Source organism: Hymenobacter sp. 5317J-9, assembly GCF_022921075.1.
GTDB lineage: Bacteria > Bacteroidota > Bacteroidia > Cytophagales > Hymenobacteraceae > Hymenobacter.
Window position 1 is genome coordinate 3,657,354 of record NZ_CP095050.1, and the last position, 22,178, is coordinate 3,679,531.

Below are 22,178 nucleotides of genomic sequence, written 5' to 3' on the forward strand. Positions count from 1 at the left end.
ACATATGGAAGCCAGTGGGGCGCATTGAAGCGTTGCTGGCTGTCTAGCATAACTAATTCTATGCAGAAATGATGTATAGATGCTAAGGATAAGTGTTAACAACCAGTACTGAACAAAATCTGAAATAATCTTACCTCATGGCAAAGCCCACTACCAATACCAAAGGCTTTATTCGGCTCACACTGATGAGTAATAGTGAGCAATTATTTATCGGCATCCATAACATTTCGACTGTTCGGCAAGCAGGCAGTAGCAGCCTGGTCTTGTTGACAAACTCACCCCATATCGCTCACATGGGTTCTCATGAAATACATGCACAGGAAGAGTACGAAGAAGTAATTAGACGCATCAACGAAGCTCAATAACAATGGCAAAACCAGTCAACACTCTAAGGGGGTTCATTGAGATTAAAGTCCGTGAAGCCTCTAATCCAGTGCTCTTACCGCTTCATAATATTGCTGGCGTTAGCCAGAGCAATGGTATTGCGAGGATTACGCTAATGAAGGCTCTGAGCGGATTTGATGTGCATACCAACGCAGCCTATGTGGAGCAGACATATGAAGAAATATTAAAACTCATCAAGGAATCGTCTTACTAGCCTGACTTATATAGCAACCATGACAATCGAAGAAAGAGAACTGTGCATTGTAGCAGGCAACCAAATATTGGCAACTGATTTAGAAAAAGTATCGGCTAATATGTTTCCGGATTTGGAATTACAATCGGTAGTGGTTGGTGGCATTGAACTGCCTTGGTTGTTGACTACCCTTAAAAGAGCTGCCAAACAACTTGTAGCTGAACTCAAAAGCGATAACTGGAGATTTTTGCCTAATGCAGTCAACGACCCTGACACAAACTTAACTGAAGCCCGCAATGGCACTGTGTTATTAACTAGACAAGTAAACTATATCATCCGAGCAATTGAAGATAAAGACCCTTTCGAAAACTGGTTGCCTGAAACGCTCTTCCTTGTCAGATATGAGATGTATTATGGATTCTGGGAACGTTCAAAAACACGCGTACATAATCCAGAAGACCTGAATCTCGCTAAGTCTCGAACGGAAATTGATTTATTAGCCCAGTCCTTGGCTAAGTCGCTTGAAGAAACGGAAAAGACTCGTAAGGTGCTTGCGACTAACATTGAGGAGCTTGATGAATTTGCGACATCGAAGGAACAGCAATTTGCAAGCTTGGAGAAAACGTTAGAATCTGCATTTCAGTCATTGGCTAGTGTCCGCGATTCAGAGAAAGAAGCATCGACTAGCAATGGTAAGATTTCAACCTTGCTTGACCAAACTAATAAGACATTAGATGAATCTCGTAAAAAGATAAGCCAAGACCGCAAAACGTTTGAAGAACTGCGAGGTGAAATTGCCTCAACCCGAAAACAGGTATCCGACGAATTTGACTTGCTTTCTGAGCACCGGAAGGAGTTTGATAACTTAGTTGTTTCAGCCCGCACTGCCGAGTCACATATTTTAGACCAACAAGAGGAGATTATGCGGCTCATCGGCCATGCAGCAGATGGAAGGTTAGCTACTGCTTTTAATGACCGTGAAAAGGCTCTAAGTAGTAGTGTAATGTGGTGGCGCTGGGCGAGCTTAGCAGCAGTATTCGTTGCCATTGGTTGGATTATATTCATATTTTACAAGAATCCCTCCCAAGATGGAATCAGCATTAACTGGCTTATCCTATTAGCCAATGTAATTCGTACCTCACCAGCTTTTCTGCTTGTATTTTTCTGCCAGTCTCAATATACCAAGGAGCGTAACATTCAAGAAGAATATGCATTTAAAGCAGCTGTCTCGAGAACAGTTACAGCTTATGCTGACATGATTGGTACTGGCGAAATAAACGAGCGCGTAAGGATGCTAATGGAGACTATTCAGCGAATCTACATTCCGCCAGTACTTGGCAAACCAATGAAACCTATTTCCTTTCGCACAAAAGATTTAGCAGAGGCAGCTAAGAGCTTAGCAGAAACCACCCAAAATATGAAGTCTGCTGTCACTGATTTTCTAAAATCATCTAAATCAACACCTAACACTTGATGGTGCATCGTGAAATAGGGTTATGAAAATCACCCGCCAGCAGCGCCTCGATACCCTGGCCGCTGACGGCACGGCCCTTATCCCAAATTCTACCATGCCCCTCACTTCAACACCCGCCGACCCCGCCCGCATCAGCCTCCTCTCCACCATCGAGGTGAACTACTGGTGCCAGACCCTGAACTGCACCGAAACCCGCCTGCGCAACGCCATCCACGCCGTGGGCCCGCTCTCGGCCGACGTGCGCGGCTACCTCAGCCGCTGAGGCAACATTGCTGACGATTCCACCGTTGTTTAGCTTGAACTAAACTTTTATGCCTAGATTTGCCTTGAGTGAGTTGGATGGACTTGACCGGCTACCCAATGTTCGCTTCCCCATCTACAAGCTTGAGACAAATGGCACCTGTGAATACGACCAGTGGCGGGAAACCATTAAGGCAGAAGGCACCTATGCCGCCGAACTAAAGACCCTAGACACGCTTATACTTATGCATGCGCAGATGCAACGCCTCTCGCCCAGCAAGTATAAGGAGCTCAGCGGCGGAGGTGACATCAAGGAATTTGAGTTTCGCAGCCGCAACCTACGTATTTACGGTTTCAAGCTTCCCGGTGGCCCTGGCCAGCAGGGCAAGGTCATCTTCATCGGTGGCCACAACGACAAGACGCAGCAGAAGCACGATATAGCTCGTATGCGCCGTACCAAGAAGGAATACTACGACTCGCAATCGAAGTAATCGCCCCTCCCCCACTTCTCTATCCCCATGACTCCTTTCGCAGAACTCGCCGCCAGCCGAGAATATTGGCTCACCAAAACGCAGAATGAGCTTTACGACAACGTAGAGCAGTTTCTTGAGCGAAAAGGCTGGAACAGAAGCCAACTTGCCGAACACCTAGGCGTGACCAAAGGCTATGTGAGCCAAATCCTCAACGGGGATTTTGACCACAAGCTTTCCAAACTGATTGACTTATCGCTGGCCGTCGGTGTAGCACCTAATATCAAGTTTCAACCAGTTGACGAATATGTAGCCGATTATTTAAGTGGCTATGACCATTGTATCAATCAAGATAAAGTCACTGTAAATATTAGCATACAAAATACAGCGGATGCTTACAGAGTAAGCTCTTCCCATGGTGCTATTCAAGTTGACACTAATCATCTTGTTGACGCGGAAAGCTTTATTTCCTATCATCCTTCCCAATCAAAGCTTGTTTATGCCTGAGCTTAAAGTTGACCTTCGCCTTCATAGCATCAAGGAGGACAGATTCTTCATTCAGGCTCTTGGGGGCCTGAATGAAGAATCTGTCCAAACAGCGACTACTTATCACATCCAGTCTACGATTAGCGTAGATTCGGAGACAAATCTTGTAAACGTTCTTTTCGACTTTAAACTTCAGTTGAAAGAACCTGCACAATCAAAAAATGTCCTTCTTCATCTGATTGCGGTCACCACCTTTGAAGTCGTTAACCATTCCGAGGTATTCAAGCCAGTTACAAAAAAGGGCGATGCTGAAGTAAGAGGTATTCCTACAGAGTTAGCCAGCATGCTGACCAGCACTGCCTATTCAACATGCCGGGGGATATTGTATGCTCGCTGTGCAGGCCACGTATTCCAAGCTGCCGTTTTGCCGCTACTAGCGGACCCCTCAGTGTTTCTTCCAAAAGCAGAACCGGTTAAGACTGCTCAAAACGCTGTTAAATCGGCTACTATCAACCACCCTGGTGCCGATTCTATGCCTCGGGGTTAACTAGGAAGCTCATCTATCAATCAGTTGTCTTTATTCTCGGCAACTATCCATGAAAATCACCCGCCAGCTCCGCCTCGATGCCCTGGCCGCTGACGGCACGGCCCCCATCCAGCTCACCATCACCTGGGAGGGCAACCGCCTGCGCGTGGGCACCGGGTCCGTGGTAAAGCCCGAGCACTGGGACGAGAAGCAGCACCAGGTGAAGGTGCAGAAGGGCACCCCGCACGAAACCATCAACCCGCGCCTGAACCGCGCCAGCGAGGCGGCCAGCGACGCCCAGGCCGGGGCCACCCGGCAGGGCCGCCGGCTGCCCAAGGACGAGCTCAAAGCGGCTGTGGAAGCGGCCCTGCGCCTGGAGCCGGTCGTGGCCCCGCCTCCCCCCGGCCCTGAAGGCACGGCCAGCGATGCGGTCAGTGACTTTGAGCGCCTGCAGCGCCAGTGGCTGGCCGAGACCCTGCACCGCCCGCGCAGCGGCTCGGGCAAGCCCATGGCCCAGACCACGCAGGCCGGCTTCGAGGCCACGCTCCAGCGCCTGCTCCAGTACGCCGGGAGCCGCGGCATTGCCCTGGACGTGGAGCGGCTGGATTTGGCCTTCTACCAGGACTTCCGCACCTACGTGCTCGACGAGCTGGGCCAGGGCCTCAACACCTTCGGCAAGCACATCACCCGGCTGAAAACCTTCCTGGCCTGGGTCGAGCTCGAGCTCGACGTGCCCGTGCACCGCCACTACCGCAAGTTCGTGGCCCCGCGCAAGCGCGGCCGCGTCGATGCCCTGACCGAACCCGAGCTGCACCTCCTTGCCGGCCTCAACTTTCAGGACGCCGAAACCCGCGAGCGCCTGCTGGCCCTGCGCGGGCTGGACCACGCGCAGAGCAACCGCCGCGAAGACTGGAGCGCCGAGCGGTGGATAGCCCACGTTGAGCTGGCCCGCGACAAGTTTCTGGAGTGCTGCTACACCGGCCTACGCATTAGCGACGCCAACCGCGCCGCCTGGCAGCACGTGCGCGGCAACCTGCTCGTGCTCGACGGCACGGCCAAGAACGAGGCCACGGTCTACATCCCCTTCTACGACGACGAACTGTTCAAGCCCGTGGCCCTGGCCGCTCGCTACGAGCACCGCTCCCCGCAGGATTTGCTCGTGCCCGACTGCTACCGGGCCAACGAGTTTCTGCGCGTCGTGCAGCGCCTGGCCGGCATCACCCGGCTCAAGCTCACCACCAAGATTGGGCGCAAAACCTTCGTCACCCTCAAGCTCTACCAGGGCGTGCCGGCCCGGCTCATCATGCAGGCCACCGGGCACCAGACCGAGGAAGCCTTCAACCACTACGTGGGCGTGGACGAGCTGCGTCTGGTCGAGGAGTTCATGCGCAAGTCCACCCGGCGGCGGGCGGCGTAGTGTGGCAGAATCTGCGGCAGTTTTTTGGCTATTGGGTGTCAAGCCAGGCTAGGCCCTGCAAGCCAAAACCCGCCTACAGCGCAATCAGGCCACATCCACCGGCCTCCCCTACCCTGGCGTAGCACCCATTTAGTCCCCTACGGACTACACAAAAGGTCCTCACAGCAATGTGAGGACCTTTTTTCATTTGTTGGTGTCAGTTCAAAACGACGAAAGCCGCCACCACTTACTCCTAGTCGATAGGTCTAAAACTTGTACCCAGGTAGATGTGGTAAGGACAGAAGGTCCGTCCAGACCACTACCATTTGCGAAAAAGGTCATTTTCTCCAAGGGAATGGCCTTTTTCCTTTTTAAGCGGGAGAAAGCACTGTTATTTGGGAGGTACAAGACTAGTTGGCTGCGCCCCAAGGTGGAAACTGGACCCCAACTGGCCGGGCTTTTTGGCCACGGATGCGTAGGTCACAATATCGCACAAAACAGAGCAGGAGGGTCTGTCAGTATCTCAGTCACCCAACCTCCTCTATTTTATGAATACAACCGTTACGCACCGCCTCCGCGCCCACCAGCGTGAGCAGGACCGGCGGCACTTGCTTATGGGCCAGCGTGGGCCAATTGCGGCGGCGCACCACTTCCTCTTCCATGAGGGCAACGTGGGCCGCGGGCCCGCCAAAGGCCGTGGAACCCAGGCACAGAAACAGTAGCGCCGGCAGCGGCGTAGGGGTTGGCGACCTCGGGAGGGTTAGCGTGCTAAGGAAGGCCGCAAGGTAGAGGCCGCCCGCCGGTTCGCGGCGTGGCCTCTACCCGCCAAGCTTGCCATTCGCCCTGATGGACGTTACCTTTTGAATAGCAACAGAATTGGCTTAAAAGGCGCCGTGACGCCTCTATGCTTGGACTCCCATGAGAAATTTGTCATGCTCCGGAACCAAAGCAAGAAACGAACTTGTACAAATGAACAACTGTTCATAAGTTTGCACTCGTTATGACATCCACCGCCCCCCCCGCCGCCGTTGACATGGGCCTCTCCGTTGAGAAGATGGAGAAGGTGGCTTTTATTCTCAAGACCACGGCGCACCCTACCCGCATCGCCATCGTGCAGCTGCTGGCCGCCCAGGAAAGCCTGTCGGTTACCGATATCAGCGAGAAGCTGAACGTGGAGCAGAGCCTGCTCTCGCATCACCTCTCGGGCATGAAGCTCAAGGGCATTCTGAGCAGCACCCGCGACGGCAAAAATATCTACTACGCCCTGAAAATGCGCGAAGTCATCGACGTGATTCAGTGCCTGGCCGCGTGCACGTTCCTGTAGGCAGCGCGGCTTTTTTTGCCGCAATACATGAACAACCATTCATAATTTCATACGTTTTTTCCTCATGTTTCACTCCCTTGGCTACTTCGCTGCCATCTTCATTGGCCTTTCGCTCGGCATCATGGGCGGGGGCGGTTCCATCCTCACGGTGCCCGTGCTGGTGTACCTGATGGGCGTGAGCCCGGTGCTGAGCACGGCCTACTCGCTGTTTGTGGTGGGCAGCACCTCGGTGGTGGGGGCTTCGGGCTACTTCCGCAAGGGGCTGGTGTCGCTGAAAACCGCCATCGTGTTTCTGATTCCTTCGCTGCTGGCCGTGTTTGCCGTTCGCAAGGTGCTCATGCCCGCTATTCCGCACGAGTTGTTCACGATGGGCAGCATCGTCTTCACCAAGGATTTGCTGGTGCTGGTGGCCTTTGCGGTGCTGATGGTGGCGGCGGCTACTTCGATGATTCGCAGCAAGCAGGCCGAGGAAGTGCTTGATGAAGAGCTGCACCATAAGCACACATTCAACTATCCGCTCATTCTCACCATCGGCCTAGTGGTGGGCATCCTCACGGGCTTCGTGGGCGCGGGCGGCGGCTTTCTCATCATTCCGGCGCTGGTGCTGGGCGCGCGCCTGCCCATGAAGCTGGCCGTGGGCACCTCCCTGGCCATCATCGCCCTGAATTCGCTCATCGGCTTCAGCGGTGACCTGAGCGCGGGCACGCCCATTGCCTGGTCGTTTCTGCTGGGTTTCCTGGCCTTCGCGCTCGGCGGCATCGTGCTGGGCACCTACCTGGCCCGCTTCATTCCGGGGGCCAAGCTCAAGCCGGCCTTCGGCTGGTTCACGCTCGCTATGGGCACTTTCATTCTTGCCAAGGAGCTGCTGTTCCACCACGCTTAACCAACCACTTCCCGCTTTTCTGCCCCCGTTTCCTTCACCCGTTTTTTCGTTGACAATCATGAAAATCGAACAGTTTGAAGACAAGGGCCTGGCCCACTTCTCCTATGCCGTCCTCAGCGAGTGCGCCCGCGAAATCGTCCTCATCGACCCGGCCCGCAACCCGCAGCCCTACTACGACTACGCCCAGGCCCACGACGCCAACATCGTGGCCGTCATTGAAACGCACCCCCACGCCGACTTCGTCTCGTCGCACCTTGAAATCGCGCAGACTACCGGGGCCGTTATCCGCGTGAGCAAGCTGCTCGGGGCCGACTACGCCCACGAGGGATTCGACGAAGGCCAGGAGTTCACCGTGGGCAAGCTCACGTTCCGCGCGCTGAATACGCCCGGCCACTCGCCGGATTCCATCAGCATTGTGCTCAGTCGCGAGGGCCGGGACGTGGCCGTGTTCACCGGCGACACGCTCTTCATCGGCGACGTGGGCCGGCCCGACCTGCGCGAAAAGGCCGGCAAGCTGACTGCCAAACGCGAAGAGCTGGCCAAGCAGCTGTACCACTCGCTGCGCGAGAAGCTGATGCCGCTGGCCGCCGACGTGCTGGTGTATCCCGCTCACGGCGCGGGCTCGCTCTGCGGCAAGGCCCTGGCCGGGGCCAACAGCAGCAGCATCGGCGCCGAAAAAATTGGCAACCCCATGCTGCGGGATATGAGCGAAGAAGTCTTTGTAAAAGAGCTGCTGGCCGACCAGCCCTTCATTCCCAAATACTTCGGCTACGACGTGGCTCTGAACAAAGCCGGCGCGCCCGCCTACGCCCCGAGCGTGCAGCAGGTGCTGCGCCTGGCCTCCGGCGCAACGCTGGAAGCCAGCGCGGTCATCATCGACACCCGCCCCGAAGCCGAGTTCAAAAAAGGCCACGCAGACGGCGCCATCAACATCCAGCATGGCGGCAAGTTCGAAACCTGGCTGGGCTCTATTGTAGGACCGGAAGAACGGTTCTACCTCCTCGCCGCCGACGAAGCGACGCTGGAAGACCTGATTCAGAAAACCGCCAAAATCGGCTATGAGCCGCTGATAAAGGGCGCGTTGGTGGGCACGCCTTCCACAGAGGCCACCCTGCCCGTGCTCGACGTGCCGGCCTTCCGCGAGCACCCGGAGAACTACACCATCGTGGACATCCGCAACCCGGTGGAGTACCGCGACGAGCCGATTTTCGACGGCGCTATTAACATTCCGCTGCCCGAGCTGCGTGAGCGGGCCGGCGAGATTCCCACGGACAAGCCGGTGGTAGTACACTGCGCCGGCGGCTACCGTTCGGCCGCCGGCAGCAGCATCGTGGCCGATGCCCTGTCCGGCACCGAAGTGCTGGATTTGAGCGAGGCCGTGAAATCGTTTCAGTCGGCCACGGCGGCGCACTAGTTTTTCATTCGGGAAGCGCCGGCCGCTGATTCAGGCGGTGCTTCACCTTCATTTTCTGCTTGCATGATGTTCCCTTCCACTTTCCTACTTCTCATTTTCGCCATGTTTGGTCTGTTTCAAAACCCCGCACCCGCTTATAAGAACCTTACCCCGGCCCAGTTTGCCGCCGCCGTGCGTCAGTCGGGCACGGTGTTGCTGGACGTGCGCCGCCCCGACGAGTTTGCTGCCGGCCACCTGCCCGGGGCCGTCAACATCGACGTGACCGCGCCCGACTTCGGCCAGCGCATCGCGCAGCTCGACAAAACCAAGCCCACCTACGTGTACTGCCGCAGCGGCGCCCGCTCGGCCCGGGCTGCGCAGCAGCTCACGTCCGCGGGCTTCGGGCAGGTATCGAATATGCTGGGTGGCGTGCTCGATTGGAAGGACCCGCTGACTACCAAGTAAATAAACTGTCCTTTCGACTGCTGTTCTCATGTTTGAACTCCTGCAACAACCCTGGCCTTGGTACGTGGCCGGACCCCTCATCGGCCTCACGGTACCGGCGCTGCTGCTCGTGGGCAACAAGGCGCTGGGCATCAGCTCGGCGCTGCGCCACGTGTGCGCGGCCTGCGTGCCGGCCGGCATCCAGTTTCTGACTTACAACTGGCGGGCCGAAATCTGGAACCTGGTGTTCGTGCTCGGCATTGCGCTGGGCGGCTTCATCGGCTACCGGCTCATGGGCCACCCCGACGTCGTCGGCATCTCGGCCGCCACCGTGCGCGACCTCAAAGCCGAGATGCACCTGACCGACTTCACCGGCCTGCTGCCCCGCGAGCTGTTCGCCCTCGACAACCTGGCCAACTGGAAAGGCTGGGTGTTCCTGGTGCTGGGCGGCTTTCTGGTGGGCTTCGGCACGCGCTACGCGGGCGGCTGCACCTCGGGCCACGCCATTTCGGGCCTCTCCAACCTGCAATGGGTGTCGCTGGTGGCCGTCATCGGCTTCTTCGCCGGCGGCCTGCTCATGACCTGGGTCATTTACCCCCTGATGTTTTAATCCGCTGCCATGAAATACCTCAAATATTTGGTGCTGGGCACGTTGTTCGGCATCATCCTCACCAAAAGCGAAGTCATCAGCTGGTTTCGGATTCAGGAGATGTTTCGGTTTCAGGCCTTCCATATGTACGGCGTGATTGGCTCGGCCATTGTGGTGGGCATGCTTTCGATTCAGCTCATCAAGCGCAATCGCCTCAAGTCGATTGACGGGGAGGAAATCAAGCTGGTCGACAAGAAATTCAACCACGGCGTCTGGATTGGGGGCCTCATCTTCGGACTGGGGTGGGCACTGACCGGGGCCTGCCCCGGCCCGCTGTTTGCGCAGCTGGGCAGCGGCATAGGCTCGGCGGCAGTCCTCATTCTGGCGGCCCTGGCCGGCACCTGGACCTACAGCGCCCTGCGCGAAAAGCTTCCTCACTAACCGTTTCACTTGTAACGCCTCCCCGCCATGGAACCCACCGACGAACGGGTGCAGCAGCTGCCACACCTGGCGCGCCTGCTGATGCTGCTGACGGCAGCCGTGGTGCTGGCGCTGGTGGTCGTGGTCACGCAGCTTTATGGGCCGCCGGCCCCGCCTGCACCCGTGGCGGAGGAGGACGAAGCCACGCAGGGGCCGCCCCCGGCCGGCAGCTACCACCGCCCGGCCACTCCGGCCCCCGACACGGCCACCCTGCCGCGCACGGCCGCCGGCCGCCGGATTCGCTACGGACGGGAGCTGATTGCCCACACGGCCCGCTACCTGGGCCCTAACGGCTCGGTGGCCCACCTAACCAACGGCATGAACTGCCAAAATTGCCACCTGCAGGCCGGTACGCAGGGCTTCGCCAATAACTACCTGGCCGTGGCCGCCACCTATCCCAAACTGCGCGCCCGCTCGGGCACGGTGGAAGGCATCGAGAAGCGCGTGGCTGACTGCATGGAGCGCAGCCTGAACGGCCGCGCCGTGCCCGACAGCAGCCGCGAGATGCGCGCCATCGTGGCCTACATCAAGTGGTTGGGCCAGGGCATTCCCAAAGGCAAAAAGGTGTACGGTACGGGCTTCGTGAAGCTGACCTACCTCGACCGGGCGGCCGACCCGGTGATTGGCAAGGCCGTGTTCGCGGCCAAGTGCCAGAGCTGCCACGGCCCCGAGGGACAGGGGCAGCCGCTGGCCGACCATACCGTCTATCAGTACCCTCCGCTGTGGGGACCGCACAGCTACAACGATGGCGCGGGCCTGTTTCGGGTGTCGAATTTTGCCAAATACGTGAAGGCGGCCATGCCCTTCGGGGCCACCTTCGACCACCCGCAGCTCACCGACAAACAGGCCTGGGACGTGGCCGCGTTCGTGAATTCGCAGCCCCGCCCGCACCTAGCCACGCCCCGCGACTGGCCCGACCTCAGCAAAAAGCCGGTGGACCATCCCTTCGGTCCCTACGCTGATGGCTTCTCCGAAAAGCAGCACAAGTACGGGCCCTTTCAGCCCATCGAGGACGCGCACCCGCAGCCCGCCAAAGGCAAGTAACTCCTTCTCTCATGTCTCGCTTCGCCCGATTGCTTGGGGTTGGCTTGCTGCTGGCCCCGGCCGCCGCGTGGGCGCAACAGGCCGAACCGGCCCTGACGCGCCCCGTCACCGGCCGCACTCAGCTCGCGCCCTATCCCGCCCCCGCATCGGCCGATACCGTGCGGGCGCGCACCCTAGCCGAAGCGTTGGGCCGTGGCCGCTGGTACGGTCGTCTGCGCAACAACACCATGGCCACTTGGAACCGGGGCCACGGCCCCGACTATTTTGCCAACGGGCTGGGCACGGGTTTGCGCTTCGAAACGGCCCCGTGGCACGGCGTGCAGGTGGGCGCAGGCGGCTTCGCCTGGGCGAGCGTGGGCTCCGACAACCTGCTGACGGCCGACGCAGCCACCGGGGCCGTGAGCCGCTACGAAGTGGGCTTGTTCGACGTGACCAACCCCAGCCGGCGCCAGCTCGCCGGGCGGGCCGAGGAGTTGTTTGTGCGCTATCGGTTCCGGCAATCGGTCCTCACCTTCGGCCGGCAGCTGCTCAACACCCCGCTGCTCAACGCCCACGACGGCCGCCTGAGTCCCGGCTACGCGCAGGGCCTGTGGCTGGAGTTTCGGGAGCTGCCGGGCACTACCATTACCGGCGGCTGGCTCACGCACATCGGGCCGCGGTCCACGGCCGGCTGGTACTCGGTGGCCAACTCCGTCGGGCTCTACCCGATGGGAGTGACCGACGCCGGCCTGCGCGCCAGCTATGCCGGCCACCTGCGCAGCCGGGGCCTAGGCGTGCTGGCCGTGAGCCGGCAGTGGGGCCCGCGCACCACCGCGCAGGCCTGGAACTACTACGCCGACAACCTCTTCAACGCCGCCTTCGCCGAGCTGACCACCGGCCGGGCCGTGGGCGCGGGCCGGCTCAGCCTGGGCGCGCAGGTCCACTACCAGCGCACGGTGGGCACCGGCGGCAACCCCAACCCACACCTAGCCTACAGCGCCCCCGGCCGCCAGGCCCAGGCCCTGAGCGCCCGCCTGGGCTACCAGCGCGGCCCCTGGAATTTGAGCGCCAACTATACCCGCATCAGCCGCAGCGGGCGCTTCCTGTTTCCGCGCGAGTGGGGCCGCGAGCCGTTCTACACCTTCCTGCCCCGCGAGCGCACCGAGGGCCTGGGCGGCCTGGACGCTGCCGCGCTGCTGGGAAGCTATACCTTCGCCCGGGTGCCGGGCCTGAAGGCGGAAGTGGGCTACGGCCACTACTACCTGCCCGACGTGCGCGACACCCGCCTCAACAAGTACGGCCTGCCCTCCTACCAGCAGCTCAACGCCTCGCTCACCTATCCCTTCGCCGGCTGGGCCCGGGGCCTGCGCGGGCAGCTGCTCTACGTGTACAAGGGGGCGCTGGGCGAAACCTACGGCGAGGCCCGCTACGTGGTGAACAAGGTGGATTTTCAGCAGCTCAACCTCATTCTGAACTACGAATTTTAGGGCTGCCGGCCCACCGCAATTCATATTCAACCCTCCTTCCCCATGACGATTATTCGCCCTCTGCTCACCGCGCTGCTGCTCGCCGGCGCGGCCCTCACCGCCACCGCCCAAACCACGCCCGCCGCCATGCCGACCACGCCCGCCGCCCCGCACTCACGCCTCCCAACGCCGCCTTCGCCGCCAAAGCGGCCAGCTTTACGGGCGCGCCCGCCACGCAGAAGCACTACCGGGCCGTGTATCAGCTCGATAGCAGCGACCCTAAGCTCATCAATCAGACCTTGCACAACATGAAAAACGCCCTCGAAGACCCGCGCCTGAAGGGCAAGCTGGAACTGGAGCTGGTGGTGTTCAGCGGCGGCACGGTCGTCTTCAAAAAGGACCAGCCCTATGAGGCCGACGTGCTGGCGTTGCAGCAGGCGGGAGTCATCCTGGCCCAGTGCGCCAACTCGCTGAAAGCCCACAAGCTAACCAAGGATGACATGCTGCCTTACATCTCGGTGGTGCCTACCGGCAACGGCGAGCTGATTATTCGCCAGACCGAGGGGTGGGTGCTGGTGCACCCCTAGCCCCGACCCGGCCGCCGCTTCCACCCACTTCACTCAGTTCTTCTTCTCCACCATGACGCCTCAACTTGGCTTGCGCGCAAACTGGCGGCAGTTCAGCCTGCTGGTCCTTATCAACGCCTTCGTGGGCGGCATGGTGGGGTTGGAGCGCAGCATTCTGCCCCGGCTGGCTGAGCAGGAATTTCACGTGGTGGCCCGCTCGGCCATTCTCTCGTTCATCGTCGTGTTTGGCCTCACCAGAGCGGTGGCCAACTATTATGCCGGGGCCTGGGCTACCAAGCTTGGGCGCCGCAACCTGCTGCTCATCGGCTGGCTGTTTGGCCTGCCCGTGCCACTCTTGCTGCTCTGGGCCCCGAGCTGGGGCTGGGTTATCGCGGCCAACGTGCTGCTGGGCCTCAACCAAGGCGTGGCCTGGTCGAGCACGGTGGTGATGAAAATTGACCTGGTGGGCCCCAGGCAGCGCGGGCTGGCGATGGGTTTGAACGAGTCGGCCGGCTACCTGGCCGTGGCCGCCACGGCCTTCGCCTCCGGCTGGCTGGCCACCGAATACGGCCTGCGGCCCTACCCGTTTTACCTCGGCATCGGTCTGGCGGGGCTGGGCCTGTTGGGCTCGCTGCTGGTGCGCGACACCCGCCACCACGTAGCCCTAGAAGCCGCGCAGGCCCCGGCTACACCCGCCAGCCCGCCGCTTTCCTTCTGGGACGTGACGTGGCGGCACCCCAACCTGGGCGCCGTCACGCAGGCCGGCCTCGTCAACAACCTCAACGACGGCCTGGTGTGGGGCCTGCTGCCGCTCCTGCTGGCCAGTAAAGGCTTTTCGCTCACGCAAATTGGTACTGTGGCCGCCGTATATCCGGCCGTATGGGGCCTGGGCCAACTCGTCACCGGCCCGTTAGCCGATAAGCTGTGCAAGAAAGACCTGCTGTTTTGGGGCATGTTGCTACAAGGCGCGGTCCTGTTGGCTATGCTGTTTACCTCCACTTACCCGGCGTTTGTGCTGCTGGCGGCGTTGTTGGGGGCCGGCACGGCGCTGGTATACCCCACATTTCTGGCCGCCGTGGCCGAGTACTCGCCCCTGACGCAGCGGGCGCACAGCGTAGGCATCTTCCGCTTCTGGCGCGACGCGGGCTACGCCTTCGGGGCGTTGCTCACCGGTGTGCTGGCTGATGCCTTCGGGCTGGGCGCCGCGCTGGCGGCTATTTGGAGGGGTTACGGTGCTCTCGGCACTCGTGGTACGGTGGCGTATGCATTGCCTGCCAGACACTGCAGAGTCCTGCACTCAGATTGATGGTTCTCACCAGTTGAGGAACTGGTCCAGCAGCTCCAGCCCCTACGGACTACACAAAAGGCGCCTCCAAAGGGCGCCTTTTTCTTTTGCCTCAAGCGGTTATACCCAAGGCGGTGCGGCAGCCTTCCTGATAGAAATCAGGTAACGAGCTGATTGATTTCATAGCACAAATCCGCTCCGCAGCCGAATTTGGCGCTGCAGCCGATGCTCCTGCACAAATTTCGCGCAATTGCACCCGCGGGTGGCGGCGGCGACGTGCTTGGATGCCTTCTGGTGGCGCTGCCGCTTTTGGGCAGTGCCAGCTCTTTCCGGCCATTAGCTCACTGCTTCCGCTTCGCAACCGCCTCCGCCGTTGATTAAACCCACAAGCAAGCCTGAAGTCAAAAGATATATTATTTACTATATTTGTTTTAAGTAGTTATTCTCTGCCATGCGCTCTAAGTAATTAGTCTTTCCGATTAGCAGCATGCTCTTGGCGCCCGCAGTGCCAGTTGTTGGCCCTCGAGCGACGCTGTCGGCGCATCTTTTCGTGCGCTTCACTTCTCAGCACGCATCAGCATGTTCGAAAGCACCACCGACACTACTGCCCTGGACATCCAAACTGAAGTTCGCCCTCCCGACCTGGCGCTTCCGGCGGCCCTCCTCGACCACAACCCGCATCCGGTGCTGTGCTTCGACGCGCACGGCCGGCTGCAGTACGCCAACCCCGCCGCCTGCCGCGTCCGGCAGGCCTTTCAGGACAGCAGCCCCACGGCGTTGTGGCAGGCCCTGTGTGACGCCGTGGAGTGGCTGCGCACGCAGCCCACCGATGAGCCAGCTATACTGGAAGCTGGCGGCCGGTGCTGGCAGGTGAGCAGTGCCAGCGCCGCCAACCAGGAGCGCACGTTTTTTTACCTGGTCGACGTTACTGAATGGCGGGCCACCGAGCAGCAGCTGCGCCACCAGCAGGATTTCCGGCAGCTCATGCTCGACACCAGCTCCACGCTGTTTACGGTGTACGACACGGCCGACCGGCTCGTCTTTTACAACCGGGCCGTGCGCGAGCTGCTGCAGCACCTGCAAGTGTACAGCGGGCCGGCGCACCACGACCCGGCCACCCGCGCCTACCTCGAACGCCGGCGGCGCACCGAAATCAACGAGCAGGTGCGGCAGACCAACGGCGAGGTGCGGGAAGAAATGACGCTGACCCTCGACTCGGGGGAGCGGCGCTGGTACCAAACCGTGCGCTGCCCCCTGCGCAACCCCGACGGCACGGTGTTCGTGCTGGGCGTGACCACCGACATCAGCGACCTCAAGCGCCACGAGCAGACGCTGGCCCTGCGCGAAAAGCAGTACCACGACCTGCTGCGCCACACCCAAACCCTGATTTGCACCCACGACCTGACCGGCCGCCTGCTCACGGTGAACCCGGCCCTGGCCGCGCTGCTACAGCTCCCCGAAGCCGAGCTGGTGGGCCAGCCCCTGGGCCAGCTGCTGCAGCCGGAGCAGCAGGGGGCGCTGGGCCGGTACCTGGCCCGGGTGGCCGCGGCGGGCAGCGCCACGGGCGTGCTGCGGCTGCGGGTGCCCGCGGCGCCCGCACAGGTGCACTACCTGCTGTTTCACAACACCCTGGTGCAGGAACCCGACCAGCCGGCCTACGTCATTGGGCATTCGCACGACATCACGGCGCGCATCGAGGCCGAGCGCGAAGCCCGACGCAGCCGCCAGCAGGCAGCGGCCAGCGCCCGGGCCCGCGAAGTGTTTCTGGCCAGCATCAGCCACGAGGTGCGCACGCCCATTCACGGCATGCTGGGGCTGGCGGCGCAGCTGGGCAAAACTGCCCTGACCGAGCGGCAGCGGCATTTGCTCAACAGCATGCGCCAGGCCGGCGCGCACCTGACCGGCCTGCTCAACGACGTGCTCGACTTGAGCCGCCTCAACAGCGGGGCCATTGAGCTCGAAACCGTGCCGTTTGTGCTGGGCGAATCGGTAGAAGACGTATTGCGGCCGCTGGCGGCGCAGGCCCGGGAGAAGGGGCTGCGGTTTCGGGGGTCCACGGCGGGGCGGCCGTTTCCGCGGCGCTGGGTGCTGGGCGACCCGCTCCGCCTCAACCAGATACTTCTCAACTTGGTGAGCAACGCCCTGAAATTCACCGAGCGCGGCAGCGTGCGCGTGAGCTGCCGGGTGCTGGCCGAGAGCGATGCCAGCCTGCGGGTGCAGTTTCGGGTGGCCGATACCGGCATTGGCATTGCGCCGGAGATGCTGGCCAGCGTGTTCGACGACTTCACCCAGGCCCACACGGCCTCCGGCCGGCACTACGGCGGCGCCGGGCTGGGCCTGAGCATCAGCCGGCGCCTGGCCCGGCAAATGGGCGGCACGCTCGGCGTGACCAGCCAGCCGGGCCGGGGCAGCTGCTTCACGCTGGAGCTGCCCCTGCCCAAAGCCCCGGCCGGAGCCCGGCCGGCGCCGGCCGCAGAGCCGCTGCCCGTGCCCGCCCGCCTGACGGGCCTGCGCGTGCTGCTGGCCGACGACAACGAGATGAACCGCGAGGTGACGCGCCTGACGCTGGCCGACTGGGGCATTCGGCCCACCGAAGCCGCCAGCGGCGCCGAGGCCCTGCGCCTGCTGGCGGCGCAGGACTTCGACGTGGCCCTGCTCGACATTCAGATGCCGGACCTGAGCGGGCTGGAGGTGGTGCGCCGCCTGCGGGCCCTGCCCCACCCGGCGCGGGCCACTACCCCGGTCATTGCCTTCACGGCGGCCGCGCTGCCGCACCCCGACGACTACTACCGGCGCCAGGGCATCATCGGCCGGCTGGCCAAGCCCTTCAGCGAAAACGAGTTGTGCCGGCAGCTGCTGGCCCTGCCCCGGCCCGCGCCTCCCTACAGCCTGGCCAGCCTGCAGCGCTTTGCCAAAGGCGACCACACGCTGGTCGACAAAGTGGTGGCGTCGTTTTTAAACAACGCCCCGGCTGCCCTGGCCAAGCTGGGCGCGGCGGCGGCGGCGGGCGACTGGTGCAGCGCGGCCCAGCAGGTGCACTACCTGCACTTCAATTTGAAGACGCTGGACGTGGGCGGGCTGGAAAGCTGCACCACCACCCTGCTGGCGCCCATTCACGGGCGGGGGCGCGGCCCGGCGGCGGTGGACCCGGCGGCCTTCCGGGCGGCGGCGCAGCAATTCGTGGCCACCGTGGAAGAAGTGGCGCAGGCCCTGCGCCGCGACGCGGACACCCGCCCTACAGGCTCCGAATAGAGCGAAACAGCACATCCTGGTAAGATTTGGCCAGCGGCACTTCGTAGGGCCCCACCACCAGCATGTTGTCCTCGATGCTGTCGATGAGGCGGGTGTTGACGATGTAGGAACGGTGCACGCGCTGGAAGTGCGCAAACGGCAGCCGCTCGGCCAGCTGCTTGAGCGTGGCGTGCACGATGTACTTGTGGTTGGCCATGACCAGCACCGAGTACATCGACATGGCTTCGATGTAGAGCACTTCGTCGAAATTGAGCTTGACGAGTCGGTTGTTGACCTTCACAAACAGTTCCGACCACTCTTCCAGCGCGTCTTTGCGGGTGGCCACGGGCAGCGCGGCGGCGGCTTCGTGGGCCAGCGCGGCCCGCCGGCGGCGCACGGCCACGTCCACGGCCCGCCGAAACCTGGCGAAGTCCAGAGGCTTCACAATGTAGTCGGTGACGTGCAGCGCGAAGGCTTCGATGGCAAAGTCGGTATGCGTGCTGATGAGGATGATTTCGGGATGGGGCTCGGGCAGCAGCTCGACGAGGGCCAGGCCGGTGAGCTCGGGCATTTCGATGTCGAGGAACAGGATGTCGACCGGCGGGTTGGTTTGCAGGAAGCTCAGGGCCTGCACGCCGTCGGGCAGGCTGGCCACCAGCTCCAGCGAATGGGTGAGTCCCACCATGTGCGCCAGCATCAGGCGGCTGGCTTCGTTATCGTCCACGATGAGACAGCGGAAAAGTGCAGGGTCAGCCATGGGAGGGCACTTACAAGCAATGAGGCAGTGACGTCGGCGCGGCGTGTTGAACCCGGCTGACGCCACTGCAATATAGTTAATACAATATATTAACAAGCGTTACGCATGGGTTAATTGGCAATAAGGCCATTGCCGCTGCGGCGCGCAAGTGAGCATCCTCAATTCGGAAATTGATGCTCCTCATTTCGATGGCTGGGGCCGGCGACGAGTTTTGTCAGGCTACTCCCACCGGCTGCTGGCCGGTGCGCAGCGAGAACCCACCACTGCGCCAGCCCCTTCCACCAGCCAGCTCAGGGGACACCACTGCCTGCTCTGACCGCCACTGCTTCCCTTGCCATGCCGTCTCTCCCCTCCTTCTGCTTGCGGTGGCTGCTGCCGGCCCTGACGCTGCTGAGCAGCTGCGTGGCCCAGCGGCAGCTGCCTTACCTGCAAAGCCCCGGCTACTCCACGGCCACGGCCGTGGCCGTGGCCAACACCCGGCCCAGCTACCGCATTCAGCCCAACGACGTGCTGTCCATTCGGGTGCAGAGCCCGCAGCCCGAGTTCAACGAGCTGTTTAACGTGGCCGACGCGCGGGCCATGTTGAACAGCGACCCCGGCGCCATGTTCCTGAGCGGCTACTCCGTGGGCGAGGACGGCCAAATCACCCTGCCTACGGTGGGCGCGCTAAAAGTAGCAGGCCTGGACGTGCCCGCCGCCCAGGCCCTGGTGCAGCAGCGCGTGGCCGGCTTCGTGCGCGGGGCCAACGTGGTGGTGAAGCTGCTGAGCTTCCGGCTGACGGTGCTGGGCGAAGTACGCAACCCCGGCCACTACTTCGTGTACAACGGCCAGGCCACCGTGCTGCAGGGCCTGGGCCTGGCCGGCGACCTCACCGAGTACGGCAACCGCCAGAACGTGAAGCTCATTCGCCAGACGCCCACGGGCTCGCAGGTGGTGCTGCTCGACCTCACCGACCCCGCCCTGCTGGGCTCGCCCTACTACTTCCTGCTGCCCAACGACGCCCTCTACGTGGAGCCGTTGCGGGCCCGCGCCGCCCGCGCCAACGCCAACAACCTCGGCCTGGCCTTCGCGGGCATTTCGGCCGTGGTGCTGCTGCTCAGCTTTCTGAAATCCAACTAACCGCGGACCTGGCGGCGGCTGTGGGCCGCTGCCGGGCCCGCCCCGCCGCATGAAAACCCCTCCCGAACCGGCCGCCGACGAACTGGACCTGAGCCAGCTGTTTTTTAAGCTGCGGCGGCGCTGGCCGCTGTTTGCGGGCGCGCTGCTGCTGGCCGGGGCGCTGGCCTGGGTGTACCTGCAGCTCACGCCGCCGGTGTACGGGCTGCGGGCCACGCTGCTGCTCGGCGACCAGGCCACGGGCTCGAAGCGGGCCCAGGAGTTGCTGCAGATTCTGGAAGTGCACGACAAAGGCCTGAAAATGGAGGACGAAATCGGCCTCATCACCTCGGGGGCCACCGTGCGGCAGGCCGTGCGCCGCCTGCCCTACGCCGTGGCCTACTTCCGCGAGCCCGCCTCCTGGCTAAACCGGCTGCGGCCATTGCTGAAGCGCGAGCAGCCCGCCGACGCCATGCCCTTTCGGGTGCTGCCCAACCTGGCCGTGCCCCAGCTCGCCGACGTGAAAATCTACGTGAGCCCGGCCGGGCCGGGGCGCTACCGCCTGCAAGCCACCGCGCCGCGCGGCCACCTCACCGACCTGCCCACCGGCCAGCCCGTGCGCGAAACCTGGAACGTGCGCCTCGACACCACCCTGACGGCCGGCGACACCCTGCGCCACCCGCTGCTGCAGCTGGCGGTGCTGCCCGTGGCGGGCGTGCCGTGGGAGGCCGGCGCCGGGCGCTACTTCTTCACGCTGCGCGACGTGGACGGGGCCGCCGGCAGCTACGCCGACGGCCTGGCCGTGCGCCCCATCGACCACGACTCGCGCATTGTGGAGCTGCGCCTCAAAAACAGCGTGCCCTCGCAAGGACAGGCTTTTCTCGACACGCTGATGGCCGTGTACATCGCCGCCGACCTGCGCGCCAAAAACCAGACCGGCCGCAAAAGCCTGGCTTTTCTCGATGAGGAAATTGCCAAATTGGCCCGGACGCGGCAGCAGGCCGCGGGGGCGCTGTCGGCGTTCCGGGCCACGCGGGGCGTGGTGGACGTGCAGGCGCAGTCGTCGTCGGAGATTGGCCGGCTGGCCGACCTGGAGGCCGCCCGCGCCCGCGCCGCTACTACGCGCCGCTATTGCGAGAGCCTGCTCGCCTACCTGCAGGCCAACCGCGGCGGCGGCCAGATGGCCTCGCCCAGCAGCGCGGGCATCGACGACGGCGTGCTCAACAGCCTCATCCTGCAGCTCAACGAGCTGAACAGCCGCCGCGCCGCCCTGAGCGTGAACGGCAGCGACGCCAACCCCCTGCTGGTGGTGACCGACGAGCGCATTCGCAGCACCAAGGAAGCCCTCATTCAGACCCTGACCAACATGAGCCGCACCGCCGGCATCGGCCTGCGCGACCTCGACACTCAACTGGCCCGGGTGCGCGGCCAAATCAGCCGCATGCCGGAAAATGAGCGCCAGTTGGCCTCGCTGAAGGGCGAGAGCGACTTCAACGAAAAGAACTACAATTTCCTGGTGGAGAAGCGCAACGAGGCCGCCCTGGCCCTGGCCACCAACACCACCGACAAGCGCGTGGTGGACCGCACCCAGCGCACCAGCCTGGGCCCCGACTCGCCCAACCCCAAGCTGGTGGGACTCATTGCGCTGCTGGCCGGCCTGCTGCTACCCGCCGGCCTGGTGCTGCTGCTGGATAAGGCCAACCAGACCGTGCAGGGCCAGAACGACCTGGCCCGCATGACCAACATTCCGGTGCTAGGCGTGGTGGCCCACGGCACCCCGACCGACGTGAAAGACCTGGCCCATCGCAGCAAAGGCCCCATCGCCGAGTCGTTTCGCTCCATTCGGGTAAACCTGCAGTACCTCACGGCGGGGCCCGACAAGAAGGTACTGGGCGTGACCTCCACGGTGCCCGGCGAGGGCAAAACCTTCTGCGCCGTGAACCTGGCCACGGAGCTGGCCCACTCGGGCCGCCGCGTGATTTTGGTAGAAACCGACCTGCGCCGCCCCACCGTGGCGGCTTACTTCCCGCTGGCGCCCGGCTCACTGCACGGCCTGGCCAGCTACCTCAATGAAGACAGCACCCTCGACGAATGCCGCCACCCCAGCGGCGTGCCCGGCCTCGACCTGATAACCTGCGGCCCCATTCCGGCCCGGCCCACGCAACTGCTCGAAAGCCCACGCATGGCCGCGCTGATGCGGCAGCTGCGCGCCGAATACGATTACGTGGTGCTCGACACGCCGCCGGTGGGTTTTGTGGCCGAATACTTCGTGCTGGTGCAGCACCTCGACGCCACGGTATACGTGGTGCGCCACAACTACACCGACCGCGACCTGGTGGGCCGCATCAACGAGCTGTACCAGGACGAAAAAATCCGGCAGGTGTACCTGCTCATCAACGACGTGCGCTTTGCCGGCAGCTACGAGCACCGGCACCAGCGCCACGCCTACGCCTACTACAAATAAGGCCCTGCC

General features: G+C 62.2%; 22 protein-coding genes. 20 read left to right on the forward strand and 2 right to left on the reverse strand.

Features of this window, described 5'->3' with window-relative positions:
- The first annotated feature begins 137 nt into the window (after positions 1-137).
- The 7 genes from MUN81_RS15545 (at position 138) to MUN81_RS15575 (ending at position 5,190) form a co-directional block, all read left to right on the forward strand.
- Positions 138-365 carry a hypothetical protein gene (locus MUN81_RS15545; RefSeq protein ID WP_245111877.1) on the forward strand — a complete coding sequence of 76 codons (228 nt, stop codon included), beginning with the start codon at positions 138-140 and terminating at the stop codon, positions 363-365.
- A 252-nt stretch (positions 366-617) separates the two neighbouring features.
- Entirely contained in the window at positions 618-2,051 is a 1,434-nt protein-coding gene (locus tag MUN81_RS15550; protein ID WP_245111878.1) for a hypothetical protein, read from the forward strand.
- A gap of 22 nt (positions 2,052-2,073) precedes the next feature.
- Positions 2,074-2,313, forward strand: a complete 240-nt coding sequence (locus tag MUN81_RS15555; RefSeq protein ID WP_245111880.1) for a DUF3606 domain-containing protein — start codon at positions 2,074-2,076, stop codon at positions 2,311-2,313.
- 49 nt (positions 2,314-2,362) lie between these two features.
- The gene (locus MUN81_RS15560) at positions 2,363-2,782 is read left to right on the forward strand and encodes a hypothetical protein (RefSeq protein ID WP_245111882.1); all 420 of its coding nucleotides are present in this window, start codon (positions 2,363-2,365) and stop codon (positions 2,780-2,782) included.
- A gap of 27 nt (positions 2,783-2,809) precedes the next feature.
- On the forward strand, positions 2,810-3,268 hold the full coding sequence (locus tag MUN81_RS15565) for a helix-turn-helix transcriptional regulator (protein WP_245111891.1): 459 nt from the start codon (positions 2,810-2,812) through the stop codon (positions 3,266-3,268).
- On the forward strand, positions 3,261-3,794 hold the full coding sequence (locus MUN81_RS15570) for a hypothetical protein (RefSeq protein WP_245111892.1): 534 nt from the start codon (positions 3,261-3,263) through the stop codon (positions 3,792-3,794). The genes MUN81_RS15565 and MUN81_RS15570 overlap by 8 nt, the downstream gene beginning before the upstream one ends.
- A gap of 49 nt (positions 3,795-3,843) precedes the next feature.
- Positions 3,844-5,190 (forward strand): site-specific integrase, encoded by a 1,347-nt coding sequence (locus MUN81_RS15575; protein WP_245111894.1) that lies wholly within the window; start codon positions 3,844-3,846, stop codon positions 5,188-5,190.
- 506 nt (positions 5,191-5,696) lie between these two features.
- Here the strand turns inward: MUN81_RS15575 and MUN81_RS22830 are convergent.
- Positions 5,697-5,900: a chromate transporter gene (locus MUN81_RS22830; protein ID WP_348533177.1), complete on the reverse strand. Its 204-nt coding sequence runs from the start codon at positions 5,898-5,900 to the stop codon at positions 5,697-5,699.
- A gap of 269 nt (positions 5,901-6,169) precedes the next feature.
- Between MUN81_RS22830 and MUN81_RS15585 the strand changes: the two genes are divergently transcribed.
- The 11 genes from MUN81_RS15585 to MUN81_RS15635 all read left to right on the forward strand — a co-directional run bounded on the left by MUN81_RS15585 (position 6,170) and on the right by MUN81_RS15635 (position 17,874).
- The gene (locus MUN81_RS15585; protein WP_245111897.1) at positions 6,170-6,493 is read left to right on the forward strand and encodes a metalloregulator ArsR/SmtB family transcription factor; all 324 of its coding nucleotides are present in this window, start codon (positions 6,170-6,172) and stop codon (positions 6,491-6,493) included.
- A gap of 64 nt (positions 6,494-6,557) precedes the next feature.
- Positions 6,558-7,376 carry a sulfite exporter TauE/SafE family protein gene (locus MUN81_RS15590; protein WP_245111899.1) on the forward strand — a complete coding sequence of 273 codons (819 nt, stop codon included), beginning with the start codon at positions 6,558-6,560 and terminating at the stop codon, positions 7,374-7,376.
- 58 nt (positions 7,377-7,434) lie between these two features.
- Entirely contained in the window at positions 7,435-8,790 is a 1,356-nt protein-coding gene (locus MUN81_RS15595) for a rhodanese-like domain-containing protein (protein WP_245111901.1), read from the forward strand.
- A gap of 63 nt (positions 8,791-8,853) precedes the next feature.
- Positions 8,854-9,234 (forward strand): rhodanese-like domain-containing protein, encoded by a 381-nt coding sequence (locus MUN81_RS15600; RefSeq protein WP_245111902.1) that lies wholly within the window; start codon positions 8,854-8,856, stop codon positions 9,232-9,234.
- A gap of 28 nt (positions 9,235-9,262) precedes the next feature.
- A complete protein-coding gene (locus MUN81_RS15605; protein WP_245111904.1) occupies positions 9,263-9,823 on the forward strand; it encodes a YeeE/YedE thiosulfate transporter family protein in 561 nt (186 codons plus the stop codon).
- Positions 9,824-9,832: 9 nt separating this feature from the next.
- Positions 9,833-10,243 (forward strand): DUF6691 family protein, encoded by a 411-nt coding sequence (locus MUN81_RS15610; RefSeq protein WP_245111906.1) that lies wholly within the window; start codon positions 9,833-9,835, stop codon positions 10,241-10,243.
- Between the two features lie 27 nt (positions 10,244-10,270).
- The gene (locus MUN81_RS15615; protein WP_245111908.1) at positions 10,271-11,326 is read left to right on the forward strand and encodes a c-type cytochrome; all 1,056 of its coding nucleotides are present in this window, start codon (positions 10,271-10,273) and stop codon (positions 11,324-11,326) included.
- 11 nt (positions 11,327-11,337) lie between these two features.
- Positions 11,338-12,792, forward strand: coding sequence for an OprD family outer membrane porin (locus MUN81_RS15620; protein WP_245111910.1), 1,455 nt, complete (start codon positions 11,338-11,340; stop codon positions 12,790-12,792).
- A 287-nt stretch (positions 12,793-13,079) separates the two neighbouring features.
- Positions 13,080-13,358, forward strand: a complete 279-nt coding sequence (locus MUN81_RS15625) for a DsrE family protein (RefSeq protein WP_245111911.1) — start codon at positions 13,080-13,082, stop codon at positions 13,356-13,358.
- Positions 13,359-13,410: 52 nt separating this feature from the next.
- Positions 13,411-14,643, forward strand: a complete 1,233-nt coding sequence (locus MUN81_RS15630; protein ID WP_348533140.1) for an MFS transporter — start codon at positions 13,411-13,413, stop codon at positions 14,641-14,643.
- A 558-nt stretch (positions 14,644-15,201) separates the two neighbouring features.
- Positions 15,202-17,874, forward strand: coding sequence for a PAS domain-containing hybrid sensor histidine kinase/response regulator (locus MUN81_RS15635; protein WP_245111913.1), 2,673 nt, complete (start codon positions 15,202-15,204; stop codon positions 17,872-17,874).
- Here the strand turns inward: MUN81_RS15635 and MUN81_RS15640 are convergent.
- Positions 17,858-18,610, reverse strand: coding sequence for a LytTR family DNA-binding domain-containing protein (locus tag MUN81_RS15640; protein WP_245111915.1), 753 nt, complete (start codon positions 18,608-18,610; stop codon positions 17,858-17,860). The genes MUN81_RS15635 and MUN81_RS15640 overlap by 17 nt on opposite strands.
- Before the next feature lie 336 nt (positions 18,611-18,946).
- On the opposite strand from MUN81_RS15640, the gene MUN81_RS15645 reads away from it, so the two are divergent.
- Positions 18,947-19,729 (forward strand): polysaccharide biosynthesis/export family protein, encoded by a 783-nt coding sequence (locus MUN81_RS15645; protein WP_245111917.1) that lies wholly within the window; start codon positions 18,947-18,949, stop codon positions 19,727-19,729.
- A 49-nt stretch (positions 19,730-19,778) separates the two neighbouring features.
- Complete coding sequence (locus tag MUN81_RS15650) at positions 19,779-22,169, forward strand: polysaccharide biosynthesis tyrosine autokinase (RefSeq protein ID WP_245111919.1); 2,391 nt, start codon at positions 19,779-19,781, stop codon at positions 22,167-22,169.
- Positions 22,170-22,178 lie beyond the last annotated feature (9 nt).